Source organism: Litoreibacter meonggei (assembly GCF_003663885.1).
GTDB classification, from domain to species: Bacteria; Pseudomonadota; Alphaproteobacteria; order Rhodobacterales; family Rhodobacteraceae; genus Litoreibacter; species Litoreibacter meonggei.
The window spans coordinates 441,881-465,230 of record NZ_RCCE01000003.1; the positions used below are offsets into that span (position 1 = coordinate 441,881).

The window sequence follows — 23,350 nt, forward strand, 5'->3', positions numbered from 1 at the left end:
TATCTTTGCCGCTAACTAAAGAGCATAGCCATTGCGGCGCGATGCTTCCACCAACGGTCGCCAATATCCAAGTGCTGCATCTGTAGAACTGCTGTGCACCGGCGCCTCGGTGCCAATCAGTTCAGCACGATCCCGAAGCTTCTCCGTCTGATATGGCGCGACGCCCGCTACGTAGATTGAAGGCGCAATTTTAGAGCATCGTATGTCATCATCTTCCGCCGAGAAGCCCAGATACGGGGCGATCAATATGGTTCCGGGGCGGGCCTGCTTCATGATCTGATCTTCCATTTCAGTTAGACCAACGGAGTCTTTTAATGGCCTATAAAAATAGATCACATCGTAACTTGAATAGTCATCGAACAGCCGTGCGTCCGCCTCCATAATGCAGTCGGCAGGTGCGTTTAACTTTGCCATAGCGGCAGCGCCAATTTTCACCTGTGTTGGATTGTTCTCTAGGCCACGGGCATCGGGGAAAAACGGTAAAGCGGCCCAAATTTTGGTCCCGCCTCCGCACCCGACGTCAAGAAATCGCGGCGGAGCGTCTCGACCCTGCGCAAGACAAATCCTGTACGCGGCATGCATCAACGCCTCGAAATGGGTTGCGGGCAAAGCGACATCAGGGTGCGCGTCCGGCATCAGGTTCATCATCGCGGCGGCGGACGGCAACGCAAGTGTGTGCAGCGCCGAATACAGATGATTAACGTAGCGGTTATGTGCGCCCTCCATGTAGTTGGAAGGCTGCGGCATCAGCGCCTTACGCTCCGGGGTCACCTGCTTGTTCACCATATCTTCGATCTGAGGCCACAGGCGCAGGCGTCGGTGCGCTGCGTTATATCCGACTCGCTGTTCAATCTCGGATCTCTTTGCATCACGGTATCTTGGGTCGGAAAGAGCAGAGCTCTGTTCTTGCAAAGCAGTCCTCAATTGAACCCTATATCTGGAAATGGGGCGCCAGATTTTGGCAAACCCCGGAGTGCTGCGGTCGGTGGGTGGAAGTGACAAGAATTCTGCCAGTTGTTTGGTCAACTGAGCTAATTCGGCTTCCATTTTGTCTAATTTGGACATCCGAGAACCGTTCTGACTAATAAAAGATATGCAATTTACCAGCAGGTTAGACATTCGGCACAAGCATGACCAGTGCCGCAAACCGTGAAACCGCGTGAAAAAAATGCCCCGCACCTTGGGTTAGGGCGGGGCAGTTATGTGCCGCGGATAGGCCGCAGACACAGGCGGTAACTTGGAATTTCGGTGTCTTAGTTCATCTCGGCGCGGATTTGCTGGCGCAACAAATCAATCGGAACTTTTTTGCCATCGCGTTTGAACGTCCAGTAAGTCCAGCCGTTGCAACTTGGTGCGCCTTCCAACGCCGCGCCCACTTGATGGATCGATCCTTTAACGTCGTCGCCAATCAATGTGCCATCGGCGCGGATTTTCGCTTTGTGACGCCCGTTGAGGCTCCAGAGTTCTTCGCCCGGCGTCAGCATGCCGCGCTCAACCAATTGGCCGAATGGAACGCGTGGCTCGGCGCGTTTGGATTGCGTGACTTCTAGGGATGTTCGGTCAAATTTCCGCACATTCTTCAATCGTTTCTCGGCAACTTCACGATACGCGGCTTCACGCTCGATACCGATGAAGTCGCGGCCAAGCTTCTTGGCAACAGCACCTGTCGTGCCTGTGCCAAAGAATGGATCAAGGACCACGTCGCCCGGGTTTGTGGTCGCAACCAACACGCGGTGAAGCAGGCTTTCCGGCTTTTGTGTCGGGTGGGCTTTGTCGCCCGCGTCGTTTTTGAGGCGTTCGTGGCCGGTACAGATTGGCAGGACCCAATCGGAGCGCATCTGCGTGCCCTCGTTGAGAGCCTTCAATGCCTCATAGTTGAATGTGTATTTGCTGCCTTCGGACTTGGAGGCCCAGATCAGCGTCTCATGGGCGTTGGTCAAACGCTTGCCACGAAAGTTTGGCATCGGGTTCGACTTGCGCCACACCACGTCGTTGAGCATCCAGAACCCTTGGTTCTGCAACTCGTGTCCGACACGGAAAATGTTGTGGTAGGACCCGATCACCCAGATCGCGCCGTTCGGCTTGAGCAACCGCTTGGCGGCTTTTAGCCAAGCTTGGGTGAATTCATCGTATTTCTTGAAGGACGAAAACTGGTCCCATGCGTCATCGACCGCATCAACCTTGGAGTTGTCAGGACGATGCAGATCGCCACGCAATTGAAGGTTGTAAGGAGGATCTGCAAAGATCAGGTCGATGGAGCCTTCAGGAAGGCTGTTCATCGCATCAATGCAATCACCGTCTAAAATCGTGTTCAGCGGCAATGCTTCATGCATCACCTTTGTCATTTTACCCATCGTCTGCCCCAAGCTGGTGCACGTTGTCGTGCTTGTTCGCTGTGTTGCCCTAAAGATGAGTCAAAGCTGATTCGCTGTCAAAATCTTTATATTTCAATGCGTTAAAAATTATGGATGACACAAGATGTTGTGGACCGGCTTGAAGCTACGTCTATGATGTGGGGTCACACCAAGCTCAATTAGGGCAGAAATGTGACCCTTGGTCGGATAACCGGCATTTTTGTCCCATCCGTAGCCGGGGTATTGTTGCGCAAGTGCATCCATGTGTCTGTCGCGCGTCACTTTGGCCAATATGGAGGCAGCGGCAATTGACTGTGATTTACCGTCACCCTTCACGATCGCAGTTGCAGGTGCCATCATGTCGCGCGGGATTTTGTTGCCGTCGACCAGCACATGCCCGACCTGCCCCAAACCTGCCACAGCACGACACATCGCCAGATGCGACGCGTGGTAGATGTTCAGTTCGTCGATTTCTTCCACGGTCGCTTCGGCAACGCAAAATCGTGCGTGAGACTTTATCAAATTGAACAAGAGATCCCGCTTCTTGGCGCTGAGCTTCTTGGAATCATTCAGCCCGTCGGGAATGTTGTTGGGGTCCAGAATTACGGCGGCAGCGACCACGGGGCCAGCAAGTGGTCCGCGCCCAACTTCGTCGGTGCCGGCAATGGCTGTCACTCCTCGCGCGATCAGCGCCTGTTCATAGGTGAAATCCGGTTCGATCATACACACAGCAAGAGCCGGATTCGAAAGTGAGCGCAACCAAGATAGCTAGACAAGGAAGGGGCGAGCCTTTCAGCTCGCCCCTCCTGCTCGGTTATCTGAATTGGTTAAGCGTTCCAGCCGTTCCTGCGCAGGCAACGCGGCGCATAAAATTTGCGCACTCCGTTACGGGTATCAATGGTGCGCTTACAGTTGCGCGGTAGTGCATGGCGAGCATTGTTCTTCATACAACGCGCACTGTAGACCTCGCGCTTGCCACGGTGCGTCCATTGTTCACGCAGGCAACGACGCGGGGCGACCTTCTTATCGTGACGCTGGCGCTTCGGCTTCACATGATGCGGGCGATGCTGGTTTTGGGTGACGACCTGACGGTCGTTCTTCTTTGCAGCGTTGGCCAGAATACCCAGCAGCGCCAGACCGGCGATGATCTTGACAACATCTTCATCTGCGCGAGCGGGTGCGGTCGTCATGGCGCTAAATCCAAGTGAGAGGCTAAGCAGGGCGGCGATAAATTGGCGTGTCATGATGTTTCCTTCGGTTTGGCCTAGCTGAGTAGGCTTGTGATGGGTTGACCTTGACCGCAGCGGGTATTGTCGCTCAATGACAGCGCGTGGTTATCTGATAGCATGCCTCAAAATGCAGCTTGATATTGAATAACGGGGCGGCGCGGATCATGGTCGCCCTATGAAACATCGCATTCACATACTCGCCCTTGGTCTTGGACTGTCTGTCCTGGCATTACCCGCGCATGCCGCCTGCTATGCCGATTATAAGGCCAAGAAGGATAATCCGTTGAAACTGCATTACGGGGTGATCAAGCTTCCCAATTCCGCATGCTCATCCGCGAGTACCGCAGCCAATGCTATCGCACCACGGTTGGCGGCGGCGGGCTGGACCTTGCTCAACATTGTGTCGCTGTTCAACGAGAATGGCCTCGACGGGAGGCGGGCAAATGCCGGACCTTACTTCCTCCGCTTCTAAAGCGCCTTCACCCATGCAGGTTATCGTCGTTGGGATGGCCGCCATTGTGGGCATCCTAGTGGTGGCCGCATTGGTTTTGTTCCTGAACCTGCCCGACGCCAATGCCTTCAACATGCGGGTAGAACGCATTTTCATCGAAAACGACGCCCTCACCCAAGGCGGGGAAATCCGGCTGCTGGAAATTCTTGCGCAATCTGGCACTGCGTTCTCCGACACGCTGGCCTCCTACCGGTTCATCATCTTCGTTCTGCTAATTTTCGCGACCGCGCTGCTTATCGCGGCTTTGGTTTCAATTGTATTCCTCGTCACCCTTGCGCGCCGCATGGCCGAGATCGAGAAGAGCGGCATTCAAGTCAGTTCACTTGTTGTCAGTCGCGACGAGCGGATTGTTCAGATCAATGACATGGAATTCAAACTCACAGAGGCTGCACTTGAAACGCTTTCTGTACTAGCCGAAGCGCGGTTGGATGACGATATTCTGTCGGGACTGGAAATAGAATCCATGATTTCGGGGAAACCCGAAGTTGACTGCGACGAGGCCTCCGGCGCGACCCGCATCAAGCGGCTACGCGATCACTTGGGGAACCAGATGATAAGCGAGTTGTTGATTAAGAACATCGCCCGCAAAGGCTATGTTCTGGCGGTGGAGCCAAACGCGATCAAGATGATCTGAGCCTCTTTACGTGTTCAGGAAAGTCGCTACGCTTCGTCCCCATGACATATGATGCACGTTTAGAAATTCTTAAGAAAATCTGCGCCGAGGCTGGCAAGCTGGCCTTGCGATATTTCGAGAACCAGGGTGATTTGGTCATTGATCACAAAGGCCATCAGGACTTCGTGAGCCAAGCCGACCGCGAGGTCGAAGCGTTTACGCGCCGCCTTCTGGAAAACGCCTTTCCTGATGATGCAATCGTGGGGGAGGAAGATGCACCCAAGGCGGGCACAACCGGTTTTACTTGGGTGATCGACCCAATTGACGGGACCGCAAATTTCATCAACGGCATTCCCGCTTGGACCGTGGTGGTTGCTGGTGTCAGCCAAGGCAAGACCCAGATTGGCGTCATTCACGACCCCTGCCACGACGAAACGTTCGCGGCGATGTCAGGTGGTGGCGCTACACTGAACGGCAAGCGGCTGTTGCTGGACGATCAACGTGGCCTATCAGATGGGACAGTTGGCGTCGGGTATTCCGGTCGCGTCGATAACAAGGGGATCGTTCAGCTTGTCAAAGCACTCATAGATGAAGGCTCGATGTTCTACCGCAATGCCTCGGGCGCAATCTCGTTGGCTTATGTCGCCGCAGGGCGGCTGCTTGGTTATTCGGAAGAACACATGAATGCGTGGGACTGCCTCGCTGGGCAGTTGATTGTGGCCGAGGCAGGTGGTGTCGTGGAGGTCCAAGACGCCGACACGATGATCCTGGAAGGAGGTCGCGTCGTTGTCGGAACTCCTGCGGTATTCGAGCGACTGCTTGAGATATCCGAAAAGGCATTTGCGCCTAGCGCCTAGCCCTCGGGTAACAGCACAGGCCCCTTTGCGGCGAAGCCAACCGTTACCTCGGTTCCGACATCCAAAGGCGCGTCCACGTCGTCTTGCACCGCGAACATCGACCCAAATGCGGCCTCAAGCGTGTATTCCATCCTCACCCCGACATATGTGGCCTTGATAACCTTAGCTCGGAAACCGTCCGCAGCCCCGATGACCAAACGTGACGGACGAACAGCCATAGTCGCAGGCCCTTCGGAAATGCCTCGTGACGGCAGGTCGTAGCGATAGTCTTCGATCGCAATCGTCGCCTGCTCGCCCGTCACTGTCTCGATCGTGCACGGTAGCAAGTTCGCTTCGCCAATGAAGTCGGCGACGAAGCGATCCACGGGCGCATCATAAAGCTGGCGTGGCGTGCCGATCTGGGCAATCGCCGCGTTGCGCATGACGACAATTTCGTCAGAAACCGCCAACGCTTCTTCCTGATCGTGGGTCACGTAAACAACGGTCAAACCAAGATCTTTTTGGATAGCGCGAATGTCTTCGCGTACCTGCCGCCGCAGTTTAGCGTCGAGGTTGGAAAGTGGTTCGTCAAACAACAGAACCTGCGGCTCCAGCACCAACGCCCGCGCCACCGCTACCCGCTGCTGCTGTCCGCCCGATAGTTCGCTTGGCAACCGAGTGTCGAAGCCTTTGAGGCCGACAAGATCAAGGCCCACCAAGGCCCGCTCCCGCGTTTCGGCCTTCGAGAAGCCCGAGAACGACAGCCCATAAGACACGTTTTCCAGCACCGACATATGCGGGAACAGCGCGTAGGACTGGAACACCATCGACACGTCGCGGTCTGTTGCAGGCAGCGTTGTGACGTCGGCGTCGCCGATCAGGATACGGCCGGACGTCGCCATTTCCAGACCCGCTATCATGCGCAGCGTCGTGGTCTTGCCGCAGCCTGATGGCCCCAACAATGTGACCAGCTTACCAGCCTCTATCTCCAAATTCACGTCGTCTACCGCCAACACGTCGCGGCCATAAATCTTGCTGACATTCTGGAAGCTGACTGGCGCCGCCTTGGAACTAATTTTCATGATGATCCCTCAGACATTGGTGCGCGACTGGCTCATGCGCCGCCCGATTTCGGTTCGCCCGACAATAAGTTGCATGACGCCCACGACCGACAGCATCACGAAGATCAGCGTTGTCGAGTAGGCGATGGCAAGGCCGTAATCGTTATTCTCGACGCGCCCGATGATATAGCTGGTCGCCATGTCGTATTCCGCCGACACCAAGAAGATCACTGCCGAAATTGCAGTCATGGCGCGCACGAAGCTATAGACGAGAGCCGCCAAGATAGCCGGTCGTAGCAGCGGCAGGATCACCTTGCGGAAGGTCTGCCAGCTGTTCGCGCCAAGGGTCAGGGATGACTCATCAAGCGACTTGTCCAGCTGCGACATCGACGCGATGCCCGCACGGACACCCACGGGCATGTTTCGGAAGATGAAGCTGATGATCAGGATCAAACCCGTTCCGGTGATCTCGATGGGCGGCACGTTGAAGGCCAGAATATAGCTGACGCCAATGACCGTGCCGGGAATGGCAAAGCTGAGCATTGTGCCAAACTCGAACGCGTTTTTGCCCGCAAAGGTTTGCCTCGTCAGCAGGTAGGCGGTGATCAAACCGACCACTGCCGTGAGCGGAGCCGCAGCTGCTGCGATGTAGATCGTCGTCCAGAAACTGTCCCATGCCGCACCAGTCCAGCGGATGCCGCTATCCTCGATGCGGACCGAGAACGCGGTGACATAGTGCTTGAAGGTCAGTGTGTTGTTGACACCCCAAAGTTCAACCATGCTGCCGTACAGGATCATGCCGTAGATCACGATAGTGAAGAGCCCCCATGCGCCGGCAATAACAAAGACCGGAATCGCCAATCCGTTTGGCATCATTGGGTGAACGCCAGCATCCCCCTTGCCCGATACTGTCGTGTAGCTTTTCTTACCCAGCCACGCGCGTTGCGCGTAGAAGGCTGACAGCGTGAAGAACAACAGCACCATGGCCAGCACAGCCGCGCGGCCTTGATCGTATTGAGCACCTACAATGGCAAAGAATATCTCGGTCGACAGCACATCGAAGTTGCCGCCAAGAACCAGCGGATTGCCGAAATCCGCCATGCTCTCGATGAAACCAAGCAAAAACGCATTGGCGAGACCCGGGCGCATTAAAGGAAGCGACACTGTGCGGAAGGTTTGCCATTTGTTGGCCCGCAGCGTTTGCGCGGCCTCTTCCATTGACGGCGAGACGCCTTCCACGACGCCGATCAGCACAAGGAAGGCGATGGGCGTGAACGCCAAGACTTGTGCGATCAAGACTCCCGGCAGGCCATATAGCCACCTGGTGGGTTGGACGCCGAACAGGTCGGAAATGAATTGCGTGACGGCCCCGGACAAACCGAACAGCAGGATCAGTGCCAAGCCGATGACGAAAGGCGGTGTGATGATGGGCAGAACTGTGAGCGCCCGAAGGGCGCGTTTATAGCGGAAGCCGGAACGTGTCACGACCAGCGCGAAAACAAGGCCGAGAACCGTAGTTAGCAAACCAACAAGGACGGCTAGGAATAGCGAATTCCACGCAACACCACAGCGTCCACCACTTAGGCAGCCAAGCCCCCAGAGCCGATCATCGAAGAACTTTGCTGCGAAAACGCCCGCCGAATAACTACCTTCTTCGGTAACGAAGGCCGCAAGAAGCATCTTGGCAATCGGGAAGAATACGAATGTCGTCACGATAACGATAACGCCCCCGATGGCGCTGACCACGAACACGTCGCCGTTGATCGCCCCGCGTGCAGCTATGCCTTGGGTGAAGATAAACAGGAATGCCGAGGCAAGGACCATCGCGCCTAGCCCCATGCCGAATTGGCGGTCGCCCAACTCTCCGAACAGCGCTTTGAGCCATTCAAAGTTGAACCCGCGAATGCCAATTCCGAAGCCTTGGGCCGTCAACCATCCAAAGCCGAGTGCACCCGTCAGGATGAGAATTTTTGCGTAAAGCGGATCACTCTTTGGACGACCTAACGCGGCAAGTGACAATGCAAGCGGTAACAATAATGGAGCGAGCCATAGCTTCTCTCCCTGTGCGATAAGGAACGCCGCGGGCGCGTAGTCTTCGTCGAACGGATAGCCGTCTATCAGCCATTCAAACGACAGGATTCCGTCTTCGACCCCATACCAAGGCAGAAGCAGAAACCCGACCCACCCGGCAACGATCCAGAAGATCAACGCCGGGTGGGAGGTCTTGGTGTTTGTCGTATTGCGCAAAGTTTATTGCGGCAAAGTCGAGACGTCTTCGTCCCATTTTTGCAAGAGGCGCTTGCGTTCTGCCGACGACCCGTAGGTTTTGAAGTCGTAATCAATCAGCTTGATCGAAGACATGTCAGGCGCTGAAGGAGACGTATCCGCACCTTTGTTCGACGGCACTTGGAACGCGTTCACTTCAAGCGCAAGGTTCTGCGCGTCGGTTGAAAGCGCCCAGTCATAGAACTTCTTGGCCTCGTCCATGTTGCGCGCGCCTTTGATGATCGACATAGAGCCGATCTCGTAGCCGGTGCCTTCGCACGGGGCCACAACCTTCACGGGGAACCCCGAGACAGCCTGCTTCACAGCGTCATGCATGAAGACGATACCAATCGTGTTCTCGCCACGACCCGCGGCTTTGATCGGAGCCGAACCGGACTTGGTATATTGGTTGATGTTGGAGTGCAGACCCTTCATGAAATCAAAGCCTTCGTCCTCACCAAACAGCTGCACCATTGTGGCAAGCGTCGTGTAAGCGGTGCCCGACGAGTTCGGGTTCGCCATCTGCACGTGGCCTTTGTATTCAGGCTTCAGAAGATCCTTCCAGCAGGCAGGCTCTGGCAGGTTGTTCGCGGCAAGAAGGTCGGTGTTGTAGCCGTACCCCAAAGCGCCGGAATAGATGCCGATGGTTTTGTCACCGGCGCTTGATGCCTGAGAAATCGCCCAGTCGTGCAGCTCGCCACGCATCGGTGTGACATATGGCTCGGTCAGGTCTTCTTCGGCAGCTTGAAGATGTGGATCGCCAGTACCACCCCACCAGACGTCGCCCTTCGGGTTCGATGATTCCGCTTTGATCTGGGCGAAAGTTTCGCCGGATGATTTGCGGGTCATGTTCACGTCGATGCCTGTCGCATCTTCAAAACTACGCGCCATAAGCTGGCACCAGTCTTCTTGCGCAGAGCAGTAAAGCGTCAGCTTTTCGGCCTGTGCAGCTGAAACACTGGCGGCCATCGCAATAAGCGACGGGATCACTAGTCTTTTGATATTGTTCATATTTTCCTCCCTAGGATTTACTTGGTCTTATCGTCAGTCACAATGTCCTGAGCAGCAGTTCTTCGACCGCCGATTGTCCTCTCGGCTTGGTGGCCAGCACATGCAGCATGTGCGGAAACGCAGCTTCGTCAACATTATTCGTAGTGCTTGCAACTCTCACACCACGCCCTCCCCGGTCGCAAGACGGCTCGACAACAACGCCCCGGTCGCCTCCACGATCGGATAAGCAGTGTAGGTGAAATCAGTGTTCACTTGCTTCAAGGCGCGGATGGTTTCTTGGTGAAGGTTGCTCGTTTCCACGGTTGCAGTGTTGCCTTTTCGCAGTCGCTCAAGGTGATGCGCCTGCAGTCGTTGCTCGGCTTCGCGCATGCGGTCCTTTTCCTCGACAAGCTGAATTGCGGCCTCCGCGTCACCCGTCATCAGAATATTCAATCCAAGCTGCACATTCGACATAACCTGATCATGAAAATCGCACAGATCTCGCCAGCCTTCTTCCGAGAATGACAATCCGTCAGCACGAAGACGTTGAGCAATGTCGATCAGATTGGTGGAAACCTGATCGCCAGCGTCCTCGAGGTGATTAGAGATTGTTGCGATATCCATCGCTCGACGTGCTTGCCTGCCGGACAATACGCCTTCCTGAAGGTGGGCAATGTATAGCTTCACCTCGAAGTGCATCCGGTCAACTTCGTCTTCGCTATCACGGATCGCGCGGAGGGTATCTTCATCCCAGTCGCGCAATAGCCCCATAATCGGGGTCAACATGCCGTGAACCTGCTCGCCCATCTCTAGTACCTCACGCGCCGCACAGGCCAGTGCGCGATCAGGATCTGTCATCGTCGCATCAAGTGCGCTGATCCGCCGTGGTTTGGACGGTGCGATCTCCGGTAGAATCGAGGTGACAAGACTAAGCGTTGGGGTGATCAGTATCAGCCCAAGCAGCAGCACCACAAAATTGAACACCAGATGTAGATTGATAGACTGAACTGCGGCGCTCGCGCCAAGCAAGCCGATCTGATCTTGCCAATGAAGCAATGCGAGCAACGCCAGCAACGCGCCACCACCACGGATCAGCAAATTGGCCAACATGACCCTCCTTGCCGACTGCGCCCCAGACAACGTGAGCAACACCGGGATCGTAGCGCCGCCAAGGTTAGCGCCAAGGACAATTGCAGCCGCAACAGGTGCCGCAAGGAATCCTTCGGACGCCATGGCCACGACCGCAAGTACAGTCGCAACGCTGGAATGTGTCACCCATGCCAACACCGCCCCGATCAAAAACGACGTCAGAAGATCCGTCGACAGATACGAAAAGATCAGTGTGGTAAATTCGCTGTCCTGAAGGGGTGCTGTCGCTGTGCGGATCATCGAAAGGGACGTCAACACAAGCGCAATGCCTATGACAATGCGGCCCGATTGCTTGGTTCGGCGCGACCTGCCTTTCAAAAACAACCCGACACCGACAACCAAGAGCACCGGCACCAGTGCTGCAATCGGGGTCAGCAAAATGCGGGCTGCAATCGACGAGCCCAAATCCGCGCCAAGAATCACGGCCAAACCGCTTCCCATCGGAAGTGTGCCAGCGGTCAGAAACCCGGCGACGAGCATTGCGACAGCAGTTGAGCTTTGCATCGCGATGGCGGCAACTAGGCCGCTGCCCGCTGCGGTAGTTTTCTTTTGAGAAGCCCGTCTCACACCTGTACGCAACGGGCCGGAGAATCCTCGCTCAATTCCAGTGCGCACCAGACGCACCGACCAAAGGAGGAGCGCAATCGCGCCCGCAAGATTTCCAACTATTTGGATCACCGAATTTTATCCGATCCGCGCACTATCTCACAAATCGACGCCAAGCATTCTCTATAGCGCCACCGACCAGAAACCGGCCCTTGAGACAATCGGAACACCGAAATCTGCTATATGCAACAATTTTTCTTGCAAAAATGTGGAAAAGTCCACAACTTCGGCTGCAAGTTGGGGAATCTGATTCAAATTCAGAAAGCGCACATGTCAATCGATGTCGACATTGAAACACGACCGAAGCTGCGCAAGCACGAACGACGCAAGCATATCTTGCTTGAGTTGCGATTGCGTCCTCACGTCCGCATTTCAGAATTGGCTGATCGATTTCGGGTCTCCTCGGAAACCGTCCGCAGGGATCTTGAGAAACTCAGCGCAGATGGCCTGCTTGATCGGGCGCATGGCGGTGCATTGGCTTTGGTGTCAGGCAAATACCCCACATTCGACGAGCGCGCGACTGCCCGTGTCGAGGAGCGAGAACGGATCGGTCGTGTGGCTGCGCATCTTGTGCAACCGGGAGAGACGCTGATGATCGACTCCGGCTCGACGACCCTTCAGCTTGCACGGTTTCTTGCCTTTGACGGCACAGCTTGCACCGTGATCACCAACAGCTTTCCTGTTGCGATGGCTCTAGGCCAAAGCGAGGCTGCCAATGTCATCATCTGTCCCGGCGACTATCTTCCATCCGAGTCTGCGGTGATTGGGACGGATGCCGTCGAATTTCTAGCGCGCCATTCCGTTGATAGGTGCCTAATTGGTGCTTCGGGCATCGCCGAAGCGGGGCCGTCGGAGGCCGTGCGCGGGTTCGCTGCAATCAAACGCGCGATGCTGCGTCAAAGCGCTATCGCTCACCTTTTGATTGACGGCCAGAAATTCGGCCGCAAAAGTCTCGCACAAGTCGGCAATTTGTCTGACGTGTCGTCAGTTGTATCCGATCAAGCGCCAGCAGAAGAATTGGCCGCGTCACTCAAACGGGCAAATGTCGAGGTGCTTGTTGCACGTTAGAATAAGCGTGCTAGCCAGAAAAGGCTGGCACAAATGTAAAACCAAGGGAGGAAAGAAAGAATGAGTAAACTAAGAAAGATACTAGCAGCGACGGGGGCAATAGCCGCATTGTCGATCACGGCAACCGGTGCTTGGGCACAAGACTGCCCACGTGGCGATCTTGACGCGCGCTATTGTGACCGTGATGGCGATCTGGTCGCCGATACGCCTGATGACGCGTCTGAGTTAGTCGACCCTGACACGCTGATCTTTGCGTATACGCCAGTTGAAGATCCAGCCGTGTACAAAGCCGCTTGGGCTGACTTTCTGGATCACTTGAAGGAAAAGACCGGCAAAGACATCGTCTTTTTCCCGGTACAATCAAACGCAGCCCAAATCGAAGCCATGCGCTCCGGCCGTTTGCATATTGCAGGCTTCAACACAGGCTCCAACCCACTGGCGGTAAACTGTGCGGGCTTTAGCCCGTTCACAATCATGGCGGCGGACGATGGCGGCTTTGGCTATGAGATGGAGATCATCACCTATCCCGGCTCTGGTATCGAAGACGTCGCGGATATCAAAGGCAAGCAGTTGGCTTTCACTTCGCCAACGTCAAACTCCGGGTTCAAGGCACCAAGCGCTATTCTGAAAGCCGACTATGACATGCTGCCAGAGCGCGATTTTGAACCGGTCTTTTCCGGCAAGCACGACAACTCGATCCTTGGCGTAGCCAACAAAGACTACCTGGCCGCTTCTGTCGCCAACACGGTGATTACGCGCATGGTCGCGCGTGATGTGATCAAGGCTGACCAGATCGTGTCGCTCTACAAATCAGAGACATTCCCAACCACGGGTTTTGGCACCGCGTACAACCTGACGCCTGAGTTGCAAGCCAGTATTCGCGATGCGTTCTTCTCGTTCGAATGGGCCGGTACTTCGCTTGAGGCCGAGTTTGGCAAAGGCGGTGAGTCGCAGTTCATTGAAATGAACTACAAGGACTTCTGGAACGTGATCCGCAAAATCGACGCGGCAAACGACGTCAGCTACACCTGCCAATAGGCTAACCCTAATTGGCGGCGTTCTTACGGACGCCGCCAGCAAGACTGCGTCAACCGAGGCTGGACATGCTGAAACTCAAAAAGCTCGTGAAAACCTATCGCACGGGCGATCAGGCACTGAAATCTATCGAACTCGAAGTGCCGGAGGGACAAGTACTTGCCCTGATTGGGCCGTCGGGTGCGGGCAAGTCTACCTTGATCCGGTGCATCAACCGCCTTGTCGAACCCACCTCGGGTGAAGTCTGGCTGGGCGATATCGAACTCACCCACCTCAAGTCCTCTGGCCTGCGCCGTGCGCGGCGCGAAATGGGTATGATCTTTCAAGAATATGCGTTGGTCGAGCGCTTGACCGTTATGGAAAACGTCCTGTCTGGTCGACTTGGCTATGTAGGTTTTTGGCGCAGCCTGACGCGCCGTTTCCCGCAATCGGATGTCGACGAGGCATTCCGGCTGCTTGATCGTGTTGGGCTTCTGGCAATGGCCGACAAGCGCGCCGACGAATTGTCCGGCGGCCAGCGTCAACGCGTTGGGATTTGCCGTGCCCTAATCCAGAATCCCAAATTGTTGTTGGTCGACGAGCCCACCGCCTCGCTTGACCCAAAAACCAGCCGCCAGATCATGCGGCTGATATGCGAGCTGTGCACCGAGCGCGGTCTTGCGGCAATTATCAACATCCACGACGTCGCCCTCGCGCAGATGTTCGTGCAACGCGTCGTTGGGCTTCGGTTTGGTGCCGTCGAATTTGACGGGCCACCCGAAGCGCTGACACCAGACGTCCTGACCACCATCTACGGCGAGGAAGACTGGGAAGCGACAATCAAGAAAGTCGACGATGACGGCAATGAAATTGAGGCCGCCGAATGAGTACCGAGCTAGAAGCAGTACTTGGTAAAACTTGGAAACGGCCACCTTTCATCTCGAACCAGCTGCTACGCCGAGGGCTGGCCCTAGCGTTCGTGGCCTACCTGATTGCTGCCTATTTGACGATCGATATCAACTGGTCTCGCGTCTATGAGGGCCTCGACAGAGGGGCGCAGTTTGCCCTGGCCTTTACCAACCCCGACTTCACGTCCCGCGCGTCAGACATCTGGGGTGGTTTATTGGAAAGTGTGATAATTACCGTTGCCGCGTCGGTCGTCGGCATCTTGATTTCGATCCCTATCGGCTTGGGTGCTGCACGCAACATCGCACCTTTGCCAGTATATCTCATCTGCCGGGGCATCGTGGCCATCAGCCGTGCTTTGCAAGAAATTATCGTGGCAATCCTACTTGTCGCCATCTTCGGTTTTGGCCCGTTGGCTGGCTTCCTGACGCTTAGCTTCGCGACAATCGGCTTCCTGTCCAAGCTACTGGCAGAGGACATCGAAAGCATGGACCGTGTTCAAGCTGAGGCTATCAAAGCCTCAGGCGCGCGATGGGCGCAATGGATCAACTACGGGGTTCAGCCACAGGTCATGCCGCGGCTGGTCGGGCTATCAATCTACCGGGTGGACATCAACTTCAGAGAAAGTGCGATCCTAGGTCTTGTTGGCGCCGGCGGTATCGGCGCAACGCTGAATACCGCATTTGACCGGTATGAGTATGACACAGCCGCTGCAATCCTGATTTTGATTATCGTTGTCGTAATGGCGCTGGAATACATATCCGGCATTGTCCGCGCGAGGGTCCAATAATGCCCGTTATCGAAAAAAATGGCGACACCATTTGGCATCGCCGGACGACCAAGCAGTCGCTTGCACATTCCGCGATGTGGCTCGTTGGCCTCGCGATATTCGCCTATTGCTGGCAGCAAATATCCAATGCCACAACTTGGTTCTTCGTTTGGGACGCGCCTCGTATTGCAAGTGACATCTGGACACGTGCCACTCCTCCCAAATGGGAATACATCTCCCAGCTGGGCCGCCCGATCTGGGACACTCTGAACATTGCAACGCTCGGCACTTTAATCGCGCTTTGCCTCGCAGTTCCCGTTGCCTTTCTGGCCGCGCGCAATACCACGCCCTCGGCACTTTTCATCCGACCCGTCGCTCTATTGATTATCGTATCGACGCGCTCGATTAACTCGCTGATCTGGGCCCTACTACTAATCGCGATCATCGGACCAGGTGTGTTTGCTGGTGTTGTAGCCATCGCGATCCGCTCCATCGGTTTCTGCGCGAAGCTTTTGTATGAGGCCATCGAGGAAATCGACGAAGTCCAAGTGGAGGCCATCACGGCAACCGGTGCATCACGTTGGCAGGTCATGGCTTACGGTATCGTGCCTCAAATCCTTCCCGCGTTTGCTGGAATTGCAGTGTTCCGTTGGGATATCAACATTCGCGAATCCACAGTCTTGGGGCTCGTAGGTGCAGGGGGTATCGGACTTCAACTTTCGGCGTCCCTGAATGTTCTGGCATGGCCACAGGTTAGCTTGATCCTTCTGGTAATCCTCGCTGCTGTGGTGATCAGCGAATGGGTATCAGCGAAAGTTCGGGGGGCAATCATTTGAGCGAAATGGATACCGCTACGGCTTTTGCAGCTTACGAAGCTGTAAGACACCGTTTGCCGGTTCCCACCAAGCCGAGAAAAATCCCCCATCACGCCACGACGCTAGAAGACATTGCAGACCATTACGACGCCTTTCTTCTTGATGCATTCGGGGTACTTAATATCGGCGAAACAGCAATTCCCGGCGTCGCTGAACGGATTGAAATGCTGAAATCACGTGGCAAACGCGTGATCGTCGTCTCGAATGCCGCTGGCTTTCCTCAAGCCGCGTTGATGGAAAAGTATCGCCGCTTGGGTTACGATTTTACGCAAGAAGACGTGATCACCAGCCGGGCGACCCTATTGTCTGCGATAGGCTCCTATAAAGCGATGCACTGGGGTTTGATGGCGACGCGCAGCACGGGTTTGCGTGACCTTGAAGGTCTTAGCATAAGCTATCTGGAAGAAGACCCGGCTCCCTACTCGCTGGTTGACGGAGTCCTGATGATTGGAAGTGCGGCATGGACCGAAGAGCGTCAGGCGCTGCTTGTTCAGGCGTTGAAAGATCGCCCCCGACCGGTCTGGGTTGGCAATCCTGACATCGTCGCCCCGCGTGAAACTGGGTTTTCGGTGGAACCTGGCCATTTCGCGCATCGGTTGGCCGATGAGGCGGGTATTGTACCGCAGTTTTTTGGCAAACCGTTCAGCAATATCTATGAGCTTGCATTTGAGCGTCTGGGGTACGAAATACCGCGCGATCGTATCGTTATGGTTGGTGACAGCCTGCACACCGATATCCTTGGCGCGCAGGCAGCAGGCATCAAATCGGCGCTTATCGCAGATCACGGATTCTTTGCCGGCTACGACGTACAAAGCGCAATCAGCGCATCAGGTATTTCACCGGACCACGTCGTAACGCGCCCTTAGCGTTGCTCGATATCCTACGTCCGACTTTCCACACCAGTTACAGCCTAAATCGCAGAAATCTATCAGTAGTTTGGGATGGTGACCCCGGCAGGATTCGAACCTGCAACCTGCCCCTTAGGAGGGATGCGTTCATAGCGCTATTCCTTTTGTGATTTCTTACTGTTGGGTGTTTGTACAGTGTCATCCTGTACGTGGTTTGTACGAAAACGGGCCCTGATGTCGGCCTCATCGGTCTCTGCGTGGGCATAAATGCGCATGGGTAAATTGGGGTCTGACCATCGCCCAGCTTTAGCCGCCGTAACGGGGTCGACGCCCTGACGGACAACAAGTTCGGTGAAGAAACCGTGCCGTCCAGCGGGGTGCGCAGAAAGGTACGGAATGCCCGCGAGCTTACAGATCGTCTTCCAGCGCGTGTTGTAACCTGTCGAGCTGCCATAGCCGAAGATGCGCGCTTTCATCAGCTTGCCGGTCTTGCGGTTCTTGGGTCGCTTGGGTGGCAATGCGAGAAGCTCATCCATCATCTGAGGTGAGACAGTGATCCAGCTTTCCGGATGCCCCTTCTGCGCTTTCACGCTAACTTTGTTTTCATGCGGTCGAAGGTCATCAGGCTCCAATGACACTGCTTGATCAATCCGTGCAGCCGTCTCGAACATGAAGCGGACCAGAGCGGCGTTATATGGATCGGCGGCACGGCAAAATGCCTCGATCCATTCCTTGTCGGCTGGCGTGCGCTCGACGCGGCTGAGCTTCCCTCGTCGCTTGTCCTGCGCGATCCGCTCGAACTTGTCGTAGGGCCTCACGCGGATCAGCGGCGTCCCCTCCAGCTCATGAGCATTGTTGATCACTGCACTCGCAGGCGTCACGATTTCACGCCACCAAGTATCCGTTGATGCCTTGGGTTTTAACTTTGGCCCGAGGCCCTTTAACAACGCACCGGAAATTGCACTCAAAGACAGGTCGCCGATTGCTTCGACAATCGGGATCAACTGCTTCGCTGCTTTTGGGGACGCGTTGTAGAGCATGATTGCATCAGAGAACGTCTTGCTTGGTTCGTCGCCCACGACATAGCGACGGATCTGACGTTCGGTCTCATGGTTTATCCAGTCCCGTGCGCCCTCTTCTGAAGATGCCTTAGTGCTTCGCCGGTATGGGCCGGCGATTGGCCTGCCGTTGTATTCGATCCACCCCTTGGCCCAGTAAACGTGGCCCCTCTTGTAAATTTGGAGCGGCATGACTGGCCTCCTTCAAAAATCGTATCAATCTGCGCGGGCGTGATCAGCATGGTCCGCCCAAGCCGATAAAAAGCGCCCGTCTCATTGGCGCGTTCGCGCAAGGTGCGTTCCGAAATATCGATCCCCATCCCGGCCATAACTTCGACCCATTGCGCGGGCGTTTTCCCAAGCCCCAGGATTTGCGAGCTGTCTGAAAAGTTGGTCTCTGCCATTTCAGTCGTCCTTGTCCGCTTAAGTTGAATCGGCGACACGCATGGAATCGCTTGTTCTGCACCTTCTGACGTGATCAGATGTGATTAACTGAAAAAGTTCGTCACTTTTTGCAATGTTCGCGAAATTTGGCGAAGTAGTCAATTGGAAAATGCAGATGCCGCAGAAACATGCTGATCTTTTTGCTGCAATGGGTGCTCGTCTAACCATTGCTCGCAATGAAATCGGCTTCTCACAAGCGGCCATGGCGGAAGCCATCGGTGTTTCACCGCGCGCGTATCACAGCTACGAAAAGGGCCAACGCGGCATGCCTGTAGAAGCCCTGGTCGCGATGGGGGAACGGTTCGAGGTGGACGTTCCTTGGCTACTGCTGGGCACCAAATCCATTCGGGCTGGGCATGATTTCGAAGCGCTCAAACACATTGAAAGCTCGCTGGATAAGCACCTCACCGAAGAGGGCATAAAAATCAAAAGCGAGAAGCGCGGGGCCATCGTCGCCCGTTGGTATCAATCGCATGTCGAAGGTCGTGAAGTGACGGATGACGACGTGCACACATGGATCGAGTTGGTAAGGGAGTAATCTGGTGAACAATGCAAGCAAACGCTGGAAAATGTTGCGGCACTCAGTCTTGGAGCGCACCCGCCGTGAGGTGATCGAACCCTTTGGGCCGCTCTACTCGATCTTACTTGGAACCAGTGTGTTCTACCTGATTGGCTTGGGTCGATTATCATTGGCACAACAGACCGCCGAATACTCGGTTTTGGCCGCCATCATGATTTTTGCCATCGCCGCAGCTGGCTTGGCACTTCCATTTTTGACAGGTGCGGTGCTGACCCTTCGCGCGGCCGATCGAAAACTGGAACGCCTCCAACGCGGGTGATCCGATGGCTTTCGGTATCTTCATCCATCGTAGCGACTCGATCTACGACGACATTCCCTCGGAGCGGTATCAGTTTCCCAAGCAATATCTTTCGCGTGCCCAGCAGTGCGAAGGGGATTGGATCGTCTATCTGGAGCCAAGCAAGGTCAAAGAGACCAAAGGCTATTTTGCTGTCGCTAAGGTCCAGGAGATCATTCCGGACCCTAGGAAGCCGGACATGTTCTTGGCGGTGATAGAGCCAGGAACGTATCTTGATTTCGGCGACCCAGTTTCATTCCGGGACGAGAATTCAATCATCGAAAGAGGATTGCTGAACGATCAAGGCAAGATATCCGGACGCGCGCAAGCCGCGGTTAGAACCCTTTCCGCTGAAGACTTTGCTCGAATTGTCGAACGTGGTCTTGGAAGGGATGAGGACATCTTGCCCCGCGTGGGTGACACGATGCAGATGCCAGGGTTTCAGGACGCGCAAACACCTTTCCAACAAATGCCAGCACGGGAACGCGTCAACCAACTGACCAACCGCGCTGTTCGCGACCGCAACTTCAGAAAGAACGTCCTGCGCGCCTATGGAGAACGGTGCGCCATCACTGGCTTGCGCCTGATCAATGGCGGTGGTCGCGCTGAGGTGGAAGCCGCTCATATCAGACCGGTCGAACATGACGGCCCTGACATCGTTAGTAACGGGCTCGCCCTGTCCGGAACCGCGCACTGGATGTTTGATCGCGGTCTCGTTGGGTTGGCAGACGACCTGACAATTCAGGTTTCCCGTCAAAGCAACGATATCGAAGCCGTAACGTCGATGATCAACTCGTCCGGCAAGATCTTGGTGCCGGACCGCCTCGCCAACCGACCAAGGACTGAGTTTGTAACCTGGCACAGAGAGAATTGTTTTAAGCAGTGATGGCCAATCAAGTAGGTCCTCCTGAACAAGCAAAAGTTTGGAGTTATCCGTGAAGTTATTTGAGCAAAAAATCGAAGGCGTTCCCCAATTTGTTAGCTATTTTGGTCCGGTTCTAGATGTCCTTAGAGACCTGGGCGGCGAGGCAAAACCTAAACAGGTCTTCGAGGCGATTGCTGAGCGTCACGAAGTTCCAGAAGATTTCCTGAATCAGACAAACAAGAATGGGCAGCCCAAATTTAACAACCGTGTCGCTTGGGCTAGGTTCTATCTGGTTAAAGCTGGACTTTTGTACTCACCAAAACGTGGCATCTGGGCTCTTACCGAGGAAGGAAAGGCCACAGAGATGTCTGACGACTTGGCTGTCGATATTTTCCGGCGCGAGCATTCAGCTCTCAAGGCCGACGAAGACGAGGACCAGGCACCTGAAGGCGAGATCGTACCAGACGGAGTGAACTATTGGTTTGTAGGCGCAGCTTGGGATGAGGGAGATCAAACGCCTCGATTCCTAGAAAATGGCATTTGGCAAAACGGCTATGACGACAAATTTTCGCACCTCGTGCGCCAAATGAAGCAAGGCGATCGAATTGCGATCAAGGCAACATACACCCGCAAACATGATGTGCCTTTCGACAACCGTGAACGTGCTGTCAGCGCGATGCGGATCAAAGCGATTGGGACGATCACCGGCAATCACGATGATGGAAAGACGGTCGAAGTATCTTGGGAAGAAATCGATCCTCCTCGCGAATGGTTCTTCTACACATACCGGACGACTGTTGCCCGAGCACGTTTCGAAGACGATGAAATGGCTCGGCAACTTGTTGGCTTCACCTTTGAGGGTAAAGACCAGAACATCGAACGCTTTCTCAAACACCCCTACTGGGCAGAAAAATATGCAGAAGATATTGAGCCACTCGCTGCGATTGAAGAGCAAGAAGAAGCGGATGATGAGCAGCCAATCGAGCCCTATGGTGTAGACGACATCATTGCCGACGGTGGATTCATGACGCTTGGCACATTGCAGGGAATGATTTCTCGCATAGAGAGTAAGAAAAACATCATTCTGCAGGGCGCTCCGGGCACTGGGAAGACATGGCTTGCGAAGAAATTGGGGAAGGCCTTAATCGGGAAACGAAATCCGAGCCCAGGGCAGCTGCGTTCAGTTCAGTTTCACCCATCTCTTTCTTACGAAGACTTTGTTCGAGGTTATCGGCCTAGCTCTACTGGCCTCGTCATTACCGATGGCATTTTTCTTCAAGTCGTCGAAGTCGCGCGTGCCCAACCTGACATCGCCCACGTCTTGATTATCGAAGAAATCAACCGTGGCAATCCTGCGCAGGTGTTCGGTGAAATGCTGACTTTGCTGGAAAACACGAAACGCAGCCGAGCAGATGCAATCGAGCTCGCTTATCGCAAACAACCTGGCGAACGCGTCCATGTGCCAGACAACCTCTACATTATTGGCACAATGAACGTCGCTGATCGTTCTTTGGCGCTTGTAGATTTGGCGTTGCGACGGCGTTTTGCATTCGTTTCCCTAGAGCCTGTTCTAAATGACTCTTGGGCGGCCTGGTGTTCAGATCGTGGCATCGACGGTGAAACGATCGACTTCATACGCACCCAAATGACCGCACTTAACAATGACATTTCATCCGACAGATCCTTGGGCCCGCAGTTCCGGATAGGTCATTCATATGTGACGCCGAACGAAACCATTGAAGACGCCAAAGCTTGGTTCAAAGATGTCATCGAAACTGAAATTGGACCATTGTTAGAAGAATACTGGTTCGACGCGCCCGAACGGGCAACAGAGGCAATGGCGCGGTTGCGCAATGGGCTGTGATGTCCAGGCCAATCCCCGTTCGAAACATTTGGATCTTGTTCTTATACGCCGCAGATCTCGTCCAGTTTCGTGACAAATACGAACGGGATGTTGAGGACGCCAGGGACCTCCCTGACCTCATCGGGCGGCTGCTGGCGCATGTGGTCGAAGACAGAATGCGAAAAAACCTAAGCCGAGGGTATCGCTCCAAATCGGCAGTGCTCCAACGGGTTCGTGGCCGTATCGATATGCTGGCAACTGAAACTGCGCAACTTATGGATCGTGGGCAAGTCGCCTGCCGCTTCGAAGAACATGTTATGGATACGCCTCGGAATAGATTGGTGCGTACTGCGCTTGAGCGCCTCGCAGCTAGAGTGGATAACATCGAAACGGCCCATCGATGTCGAAAACTTGCTGCCGATTTTGCCCGCTTCGGTGTGTCCGGAATGCGACCCTCGCGGGCTCAATTGGCAACGGACCAGATCGGACGAAACGAGAGCGCAGATCGAATGATGGTCGCACTCGCGCGCATGGTGTTTGACGGTAGCATTCCAACGGAAATCGAAGGCAACGCCCTCCAACCTGGCGATGAAACAACTGAGCACCTAATCCGGCGGCTTTTTGAACGCGCAGTCGGCAACGCCTGGCGAATTCAATTGGAACCCGAGGGGTGGCACGTTGCGCAAGGTCGCCGCATTTCCTGGCCGGTTTCTGCCGCGAGTTCAGGCCTGCATGCAATCCTTCCTGGGATGCAGACAGACATAGAATTGAACCATCCTCAAACAGGGCGGCGCGTGGTCATCGATACAAAGTTCACGAGAATTTTGACCTCTTCAAACTACCGAAGTGAGGTATTGAGGAGCGGATATCTTTACCAGATGTATTCCTACCTTCGAACCCAAGAACAAGAATCTGATGCCCCCAGCCTGGCAGCAAAAGGTATTCTGCTTCACCCGCAGACGGGAGGTTATGTAAATGAAATGATGATGGTCCAAGGACATGAAATTTCGTTTAGAACCATTGACCTGACTGCCTCCGCATCGAATTTCGAACGCCAGCTGAGACTGCTGGATGCAAACTAAAACCGGATTGTTTGTGCGCTCATCAAAATAAGGTGCGGCACACCGCATCGCTGGCGTGAGGAACGGGTGGTCGGGTTTGCATACCCGACCACCCAACTTTAGGAGCG

At 54.9% G+C, this 23,350-nt stretch carries 24 protein-coding genes; 14 read left to right on the plus strand and 10 right to left on the minus strand.

Going from position 1 to position 23,350, the window contains the following annotated elements; all coding sequences use genetic code 11:
* Window positions 1–15: 15 nt before the first annotated feature.
* From BCF46_RS10635 to BCF46_RS10650, 4 genes are all read right to left on the minus strand, one after another.
* On the minus strand, window positions 16–1,065 hold the full coding sequence (locus BCF46_RS10635) for a small ribosomal subunit Rsm22 family protein (RefSeq protein WP_121024013.1): 1,050 nt from the start codon (window positions 1,063–1,065) through the stop codon (window positions 16–18).
* Window positions 1,066–1,253: 188 nt separating this feature from the next.
* Window positions 1,254–2,354 carry a site-specific DNA-methyltransferase gene (locus BCF46_RS10640; protein ID WP_073145537.1) on the minus strand — a complete coding sequence of 367 codons (1,101 nt, stop codon included), beginning with the start codon at window positions 2,352–2,354 and terminating at the stop codon, window positions 1,254–1,256.
* A 108-nt stretch (window positions 2,355–2,462) separates the two neighbouring features.
* Window positions 2,463–3,077 carry a ribonuclease HII gene (rnhB, locus tag BCF46_RS10645; RefSeq protein ID WP_121024015.1) on the minus strand — a complete coding sequence of 205 codons (615 nt, stop codon included), beginning with the start codon at window positions 3,075–3,077 and terminating at the stop codon, window positions 2,463–2,465.
* A 104-nt stretch (window positions 3,078–3,181) separates the two neighbouring features.
* Window positions 3,182–3,598: a hypothetical protein gene (locus tag BCF46_RS10650; protein WP_121024017.1), complete on the minus strand. Its 417-nt coding sequence runs from the start codon at window positions 3,596–3,598 to the stop codon at window positions 3,182–3,184.
* A 160-nt stretch (window positions 3,599–3,758) separates the two neighbouring features.
* Here BCF46_RS10650 and BCF46_RS10655 point away from each other — a divergent pair, with 160 nt between their 5' ends.
* From BCF46_RS10655 to BCF46_RS10665, 3 genes are read left to right on the plus strand one after another with little or no spacing between them, the layout of a single operon-like run.
* Window positions 3,759–4,055, plus strand: a complete 297-nt coding sequence (locus BCF46_RS10655; RefSeq protein ID WP_121024018.1) for a hypothetical protein — start codon at window positions 3,759–3,761, stop codon at window positions 4,053–4,055.
* Between the two features lie 13 nt (window positions 4,056–4,068).
* Entirely contained in the window at window positions 4,069–4,728 is a 660-nt protein-coding gene (locus BCF46_RS10660; RefSeq protein WP_245989999.1) for a winged helix-turn-helix domain-containing protein, read from the plus strand.
* Between the two features lie 41 nt (window positions 4,729–4,769).
* A complete protein-coding gene (locus tag BCF46_RS10665; RefSeq protein WP_121024020.1) occupies window positions 4,770–5,564 on the plus strand; it encodes an inositol monophosphatase family protein in 795 nt (264 codons plus the stop codon).
* Here BCF46_RS10665 and BCF46_RS10670 read toward each other — a convergent pair.
* From BCF46_RS10670 to BCF46_RS10685, 5 genes are read right to left on the minus strand one after another with little or no spacing between them, the layout of a single operon-like run.
* A complete protein-coding gene (locus BCF46_RS10670) occupies window positions 5,561–6,625 on the minus strand; it encodes an ABC transporter ATP-binding protein (protein WP_121024022.1) in 1,065 nt (354 codons plus the stop codon). The genes BCF46_RS10665 and BCF46_RS10670 overlap by 4 nt on opposite strands.
* Before the next feature lie 9 nt (window positions 6,626–6,634).
* Window positions 6,635–8,851, minus strand: a complete 2,217-nt coding sequence (locus tag BCF46_RS10675; protein ID WP_121024024.1) for an ABC transporter permease — start codon at window positions 8,849–8,851, stop codon at window positions 6,635–6,637.
* Window positions 8,852–8,854: 3 nt separating this feature from the next.
* Window positions 8,855–9,880 carry an ABC transporter substrate-binding protein gene (locus BCF46_RS10680; protein ID WP_121024026.1) on the minus strand — a complete coding sequence of 342 codons (1,026 nt, stop codon included), beginning with the start codon at window positions 9,878–9,880 and terminating at the stop codon, window positions 8,855–8,857.
* Between the two features lie 37 nt (window positions 9,881–9,917).
* The gene (locus BCF46_RS20080; RefSeq protein WP_281272092.1) at window positions 9,918–10,040 is read right to left on the minus strand and encodes a hypothetical protein; all 123 of its coding nucleotides are present in this window, start codon (window positions 10,038–10,040) and stop codon (window positions 9,918–9,920) included.
* The gene (locus BCF46_RS10685; protein ID WP_121024028.1) at window positions 10,037–11,686 is read right to left on the minus strand and encodes a Na/Pi cotransporter family protein; all 1,650 of its coding nucleotides are present in this window, start codon (window positions 11,684–11,686) and stop codon (window positions 10,037–10,039) included. Before BCF46_RS10685 ends, BCF46_RS20080 begins: the two co-directional genes overlap by 4 nt.
* Window positions 11,687–11,884: 198 nt before the next feature.
* Here BCF46_RS10685 and BCF46_RS10690 point away from each other — a divergent pair, with 198 nt between their 5' ends.
* The 6 genes from BCF46_RS10690 (at window position 11,885) to BCF46_RS10715 (ending at window position 17,112) form a co-directional block, all read left to right on the plus strand.
* Window positions 11,885–12,682 carry a DeoR/GlpR family DNA-binding transcription regulator gene (locus BCF46_RS10690; RefSeq protein WP_121024526.1) on the plus strand — a complete coding sequence of 266 codons (798 nt, stop codon included), beginning with the start codon at window positions 11,885–11,887 and terminating at the stop codon, window positions 12,680–12,682.
* A gap of 60 nt (window positions 12,683–12,742) precedes the next feature.
* Window positions 12,743–13,720, plus strand: a complete 978-nt coding sequence (gene phnD, locus BCF46_RS10695; protein WP_121024030.1) for a phosphate/phosphite/phosphonate ABC transporter substrate-binding protein — start codon at window positions 12,743–12,745, stop codon at window positions 13,718–13,720.
* 65 nt (window positions 13,721–13,785) lie between these two features.
* On the plus strand, window positions 13,786–14,583 hold the full coding sequence (gene phnC / locus BCF46_RS10700) for a phosphonate ABC transporter ATP-binding protein (protein WP_121024032.1): 798 nt from the start codon (window positions 13,786–13,788) through the stop codon (window positions 14,581–14,583).
* Complete coding sequence (phnE, locus tag BCF46_RS10705) at window positions 14,580–15,392, plus strand: phosphonate ABC transporter, permease protein PhnE (RefSeq protein WP_121024034.1); 813 nt, start codon at window positions 14,580–14,582, stop codon at window positions 15,390–15,392. Before phnC ends, phnE (BCF46_RS10705) begins: the two co-directional genes overlap by 4 nt.
* Window positions 15,392–16,207 (plus strand): phosphonate ABC transporter, permease protein PhnE, encoded by an 816-nt coding sequence (gene phnE / locus BCF46_RS10710; protein ID WP_121024036.1) that lies wholly within the window; start codon window positions 15,392–15,394, stop codon window positions 16,205–16,207. Before phnE (BCF46_RS10705) ends, phnE (BCF46_RS10710) begins: the two co-directional genes overlap by 1 nt.
* Before the next feature lie 5 nt (window positions 16,208–16,212).
* The gene (locus BCF46_RS10715) at window positions 16,213–17,112 is read left to right on the plus strand and encodes an HAD-IIA family hydrolase (protein ID WP_245990066.1); all 900 of its coding nucleotides are present in this window, start codon (window positions 16,213–16,215) and stop codon (window positions 17,110–17,112) included.
* A 137-nt stretch (window positions 17,113–17,249) separates the two neighbouring features.
* On the opposite strand, the gene BCF46_RS10720 is transcribed toward BCF46_RS10715, so the two are convergent.
* Window positions 17,250–18,344, minus strand: coding sequence for a tyrosine-type recombinase/integrase (locus tag BCF46_RS10720; RefSeq protein ID WP_121024040.1), 1,095 nt, complete (start codon window positions 18,342–18,344; stop codon window positions 17,250–17,252).
* A 325-nt stretch (window positions 18,345–18,669) separates the two neighbouring features.
* Between BCF46_RS10720 and BCF46_RS10725 the strand changes: the two genes are divergently transcribed.
* From BCF46_RS10725 to mcrC, 5 genes are read left to right on the plus strand one after another with little or no spacing between them, the layout of a single operon-like run.
* The gene (locus BCF46_RS10725; RefSeq protein ID WP_245990001.1) at window positions 18,670–19,134 is read left to right on the plus strand and encodes a helix-turn-helix domain-containing protein; all 465 of its coding nucleotides are present in this window, start codon (window positions 18,670–18,672) and stop codon (window positions 19,132–19,134) included.
* A gap of 4 nt (window positions 19,135–19,138) precedes the next feature.
* The gene (locus BCF46_RS10730) at window positions 19,139–19,435 is read left to right on the plus strand and encodes a hypothetical protein (protein WP_121024042.1); all 297 of its coding nucleotides are present in this window, start codon (window positions 19,139–19,141) and stop codon (window positions 19,433–19,435) included.
* 4 nt (window positions 19,436–19,439) lie between these two features.
* A complete protein-coding gene (locus tag BCF46_RS10735) occupies window positions 19,440–20,339 on the plus strand; it encodes an HNH endonuclease (RefSeq protein ID WP_121024044.1) in 900 nt (299 codons plus the stop codon).
* A 49-nt stretch (window positions 20,340–20,388) separates the two neighbouring features.
* The gene (locus BCF46_RS10740; protein WP_170157913.1) at window positions 20,389–22,182 is read left to right on the plus strand and encodes a winged helix-turn-helix domain-containing protein; all 1,794 of its coding nucleotides are present in this window, start codon (window positions 20,389–20,391) and stop codon (window positions 22,180–22,182) included.
* Window positions 22,182–23,243 (plus strand): 5-methylcytosine-specific restriction endonuclease system specificity protein McrC, encoded by a 1,062-nt coding sequence (gene mcrC, locus BCF46_RS10745; protein WP_121024048.1) that lies wholly within the window; start codon window positions 22,182–22,184, stop codon window positions 23,241–23,243. The genes BCF46_RS10740 and mcrC overlap by 1 nt, the downstream gene beginning before the upstream one ends.
* Window positions 23,244–23,350 lie beyond the last annotated feature (107 nt).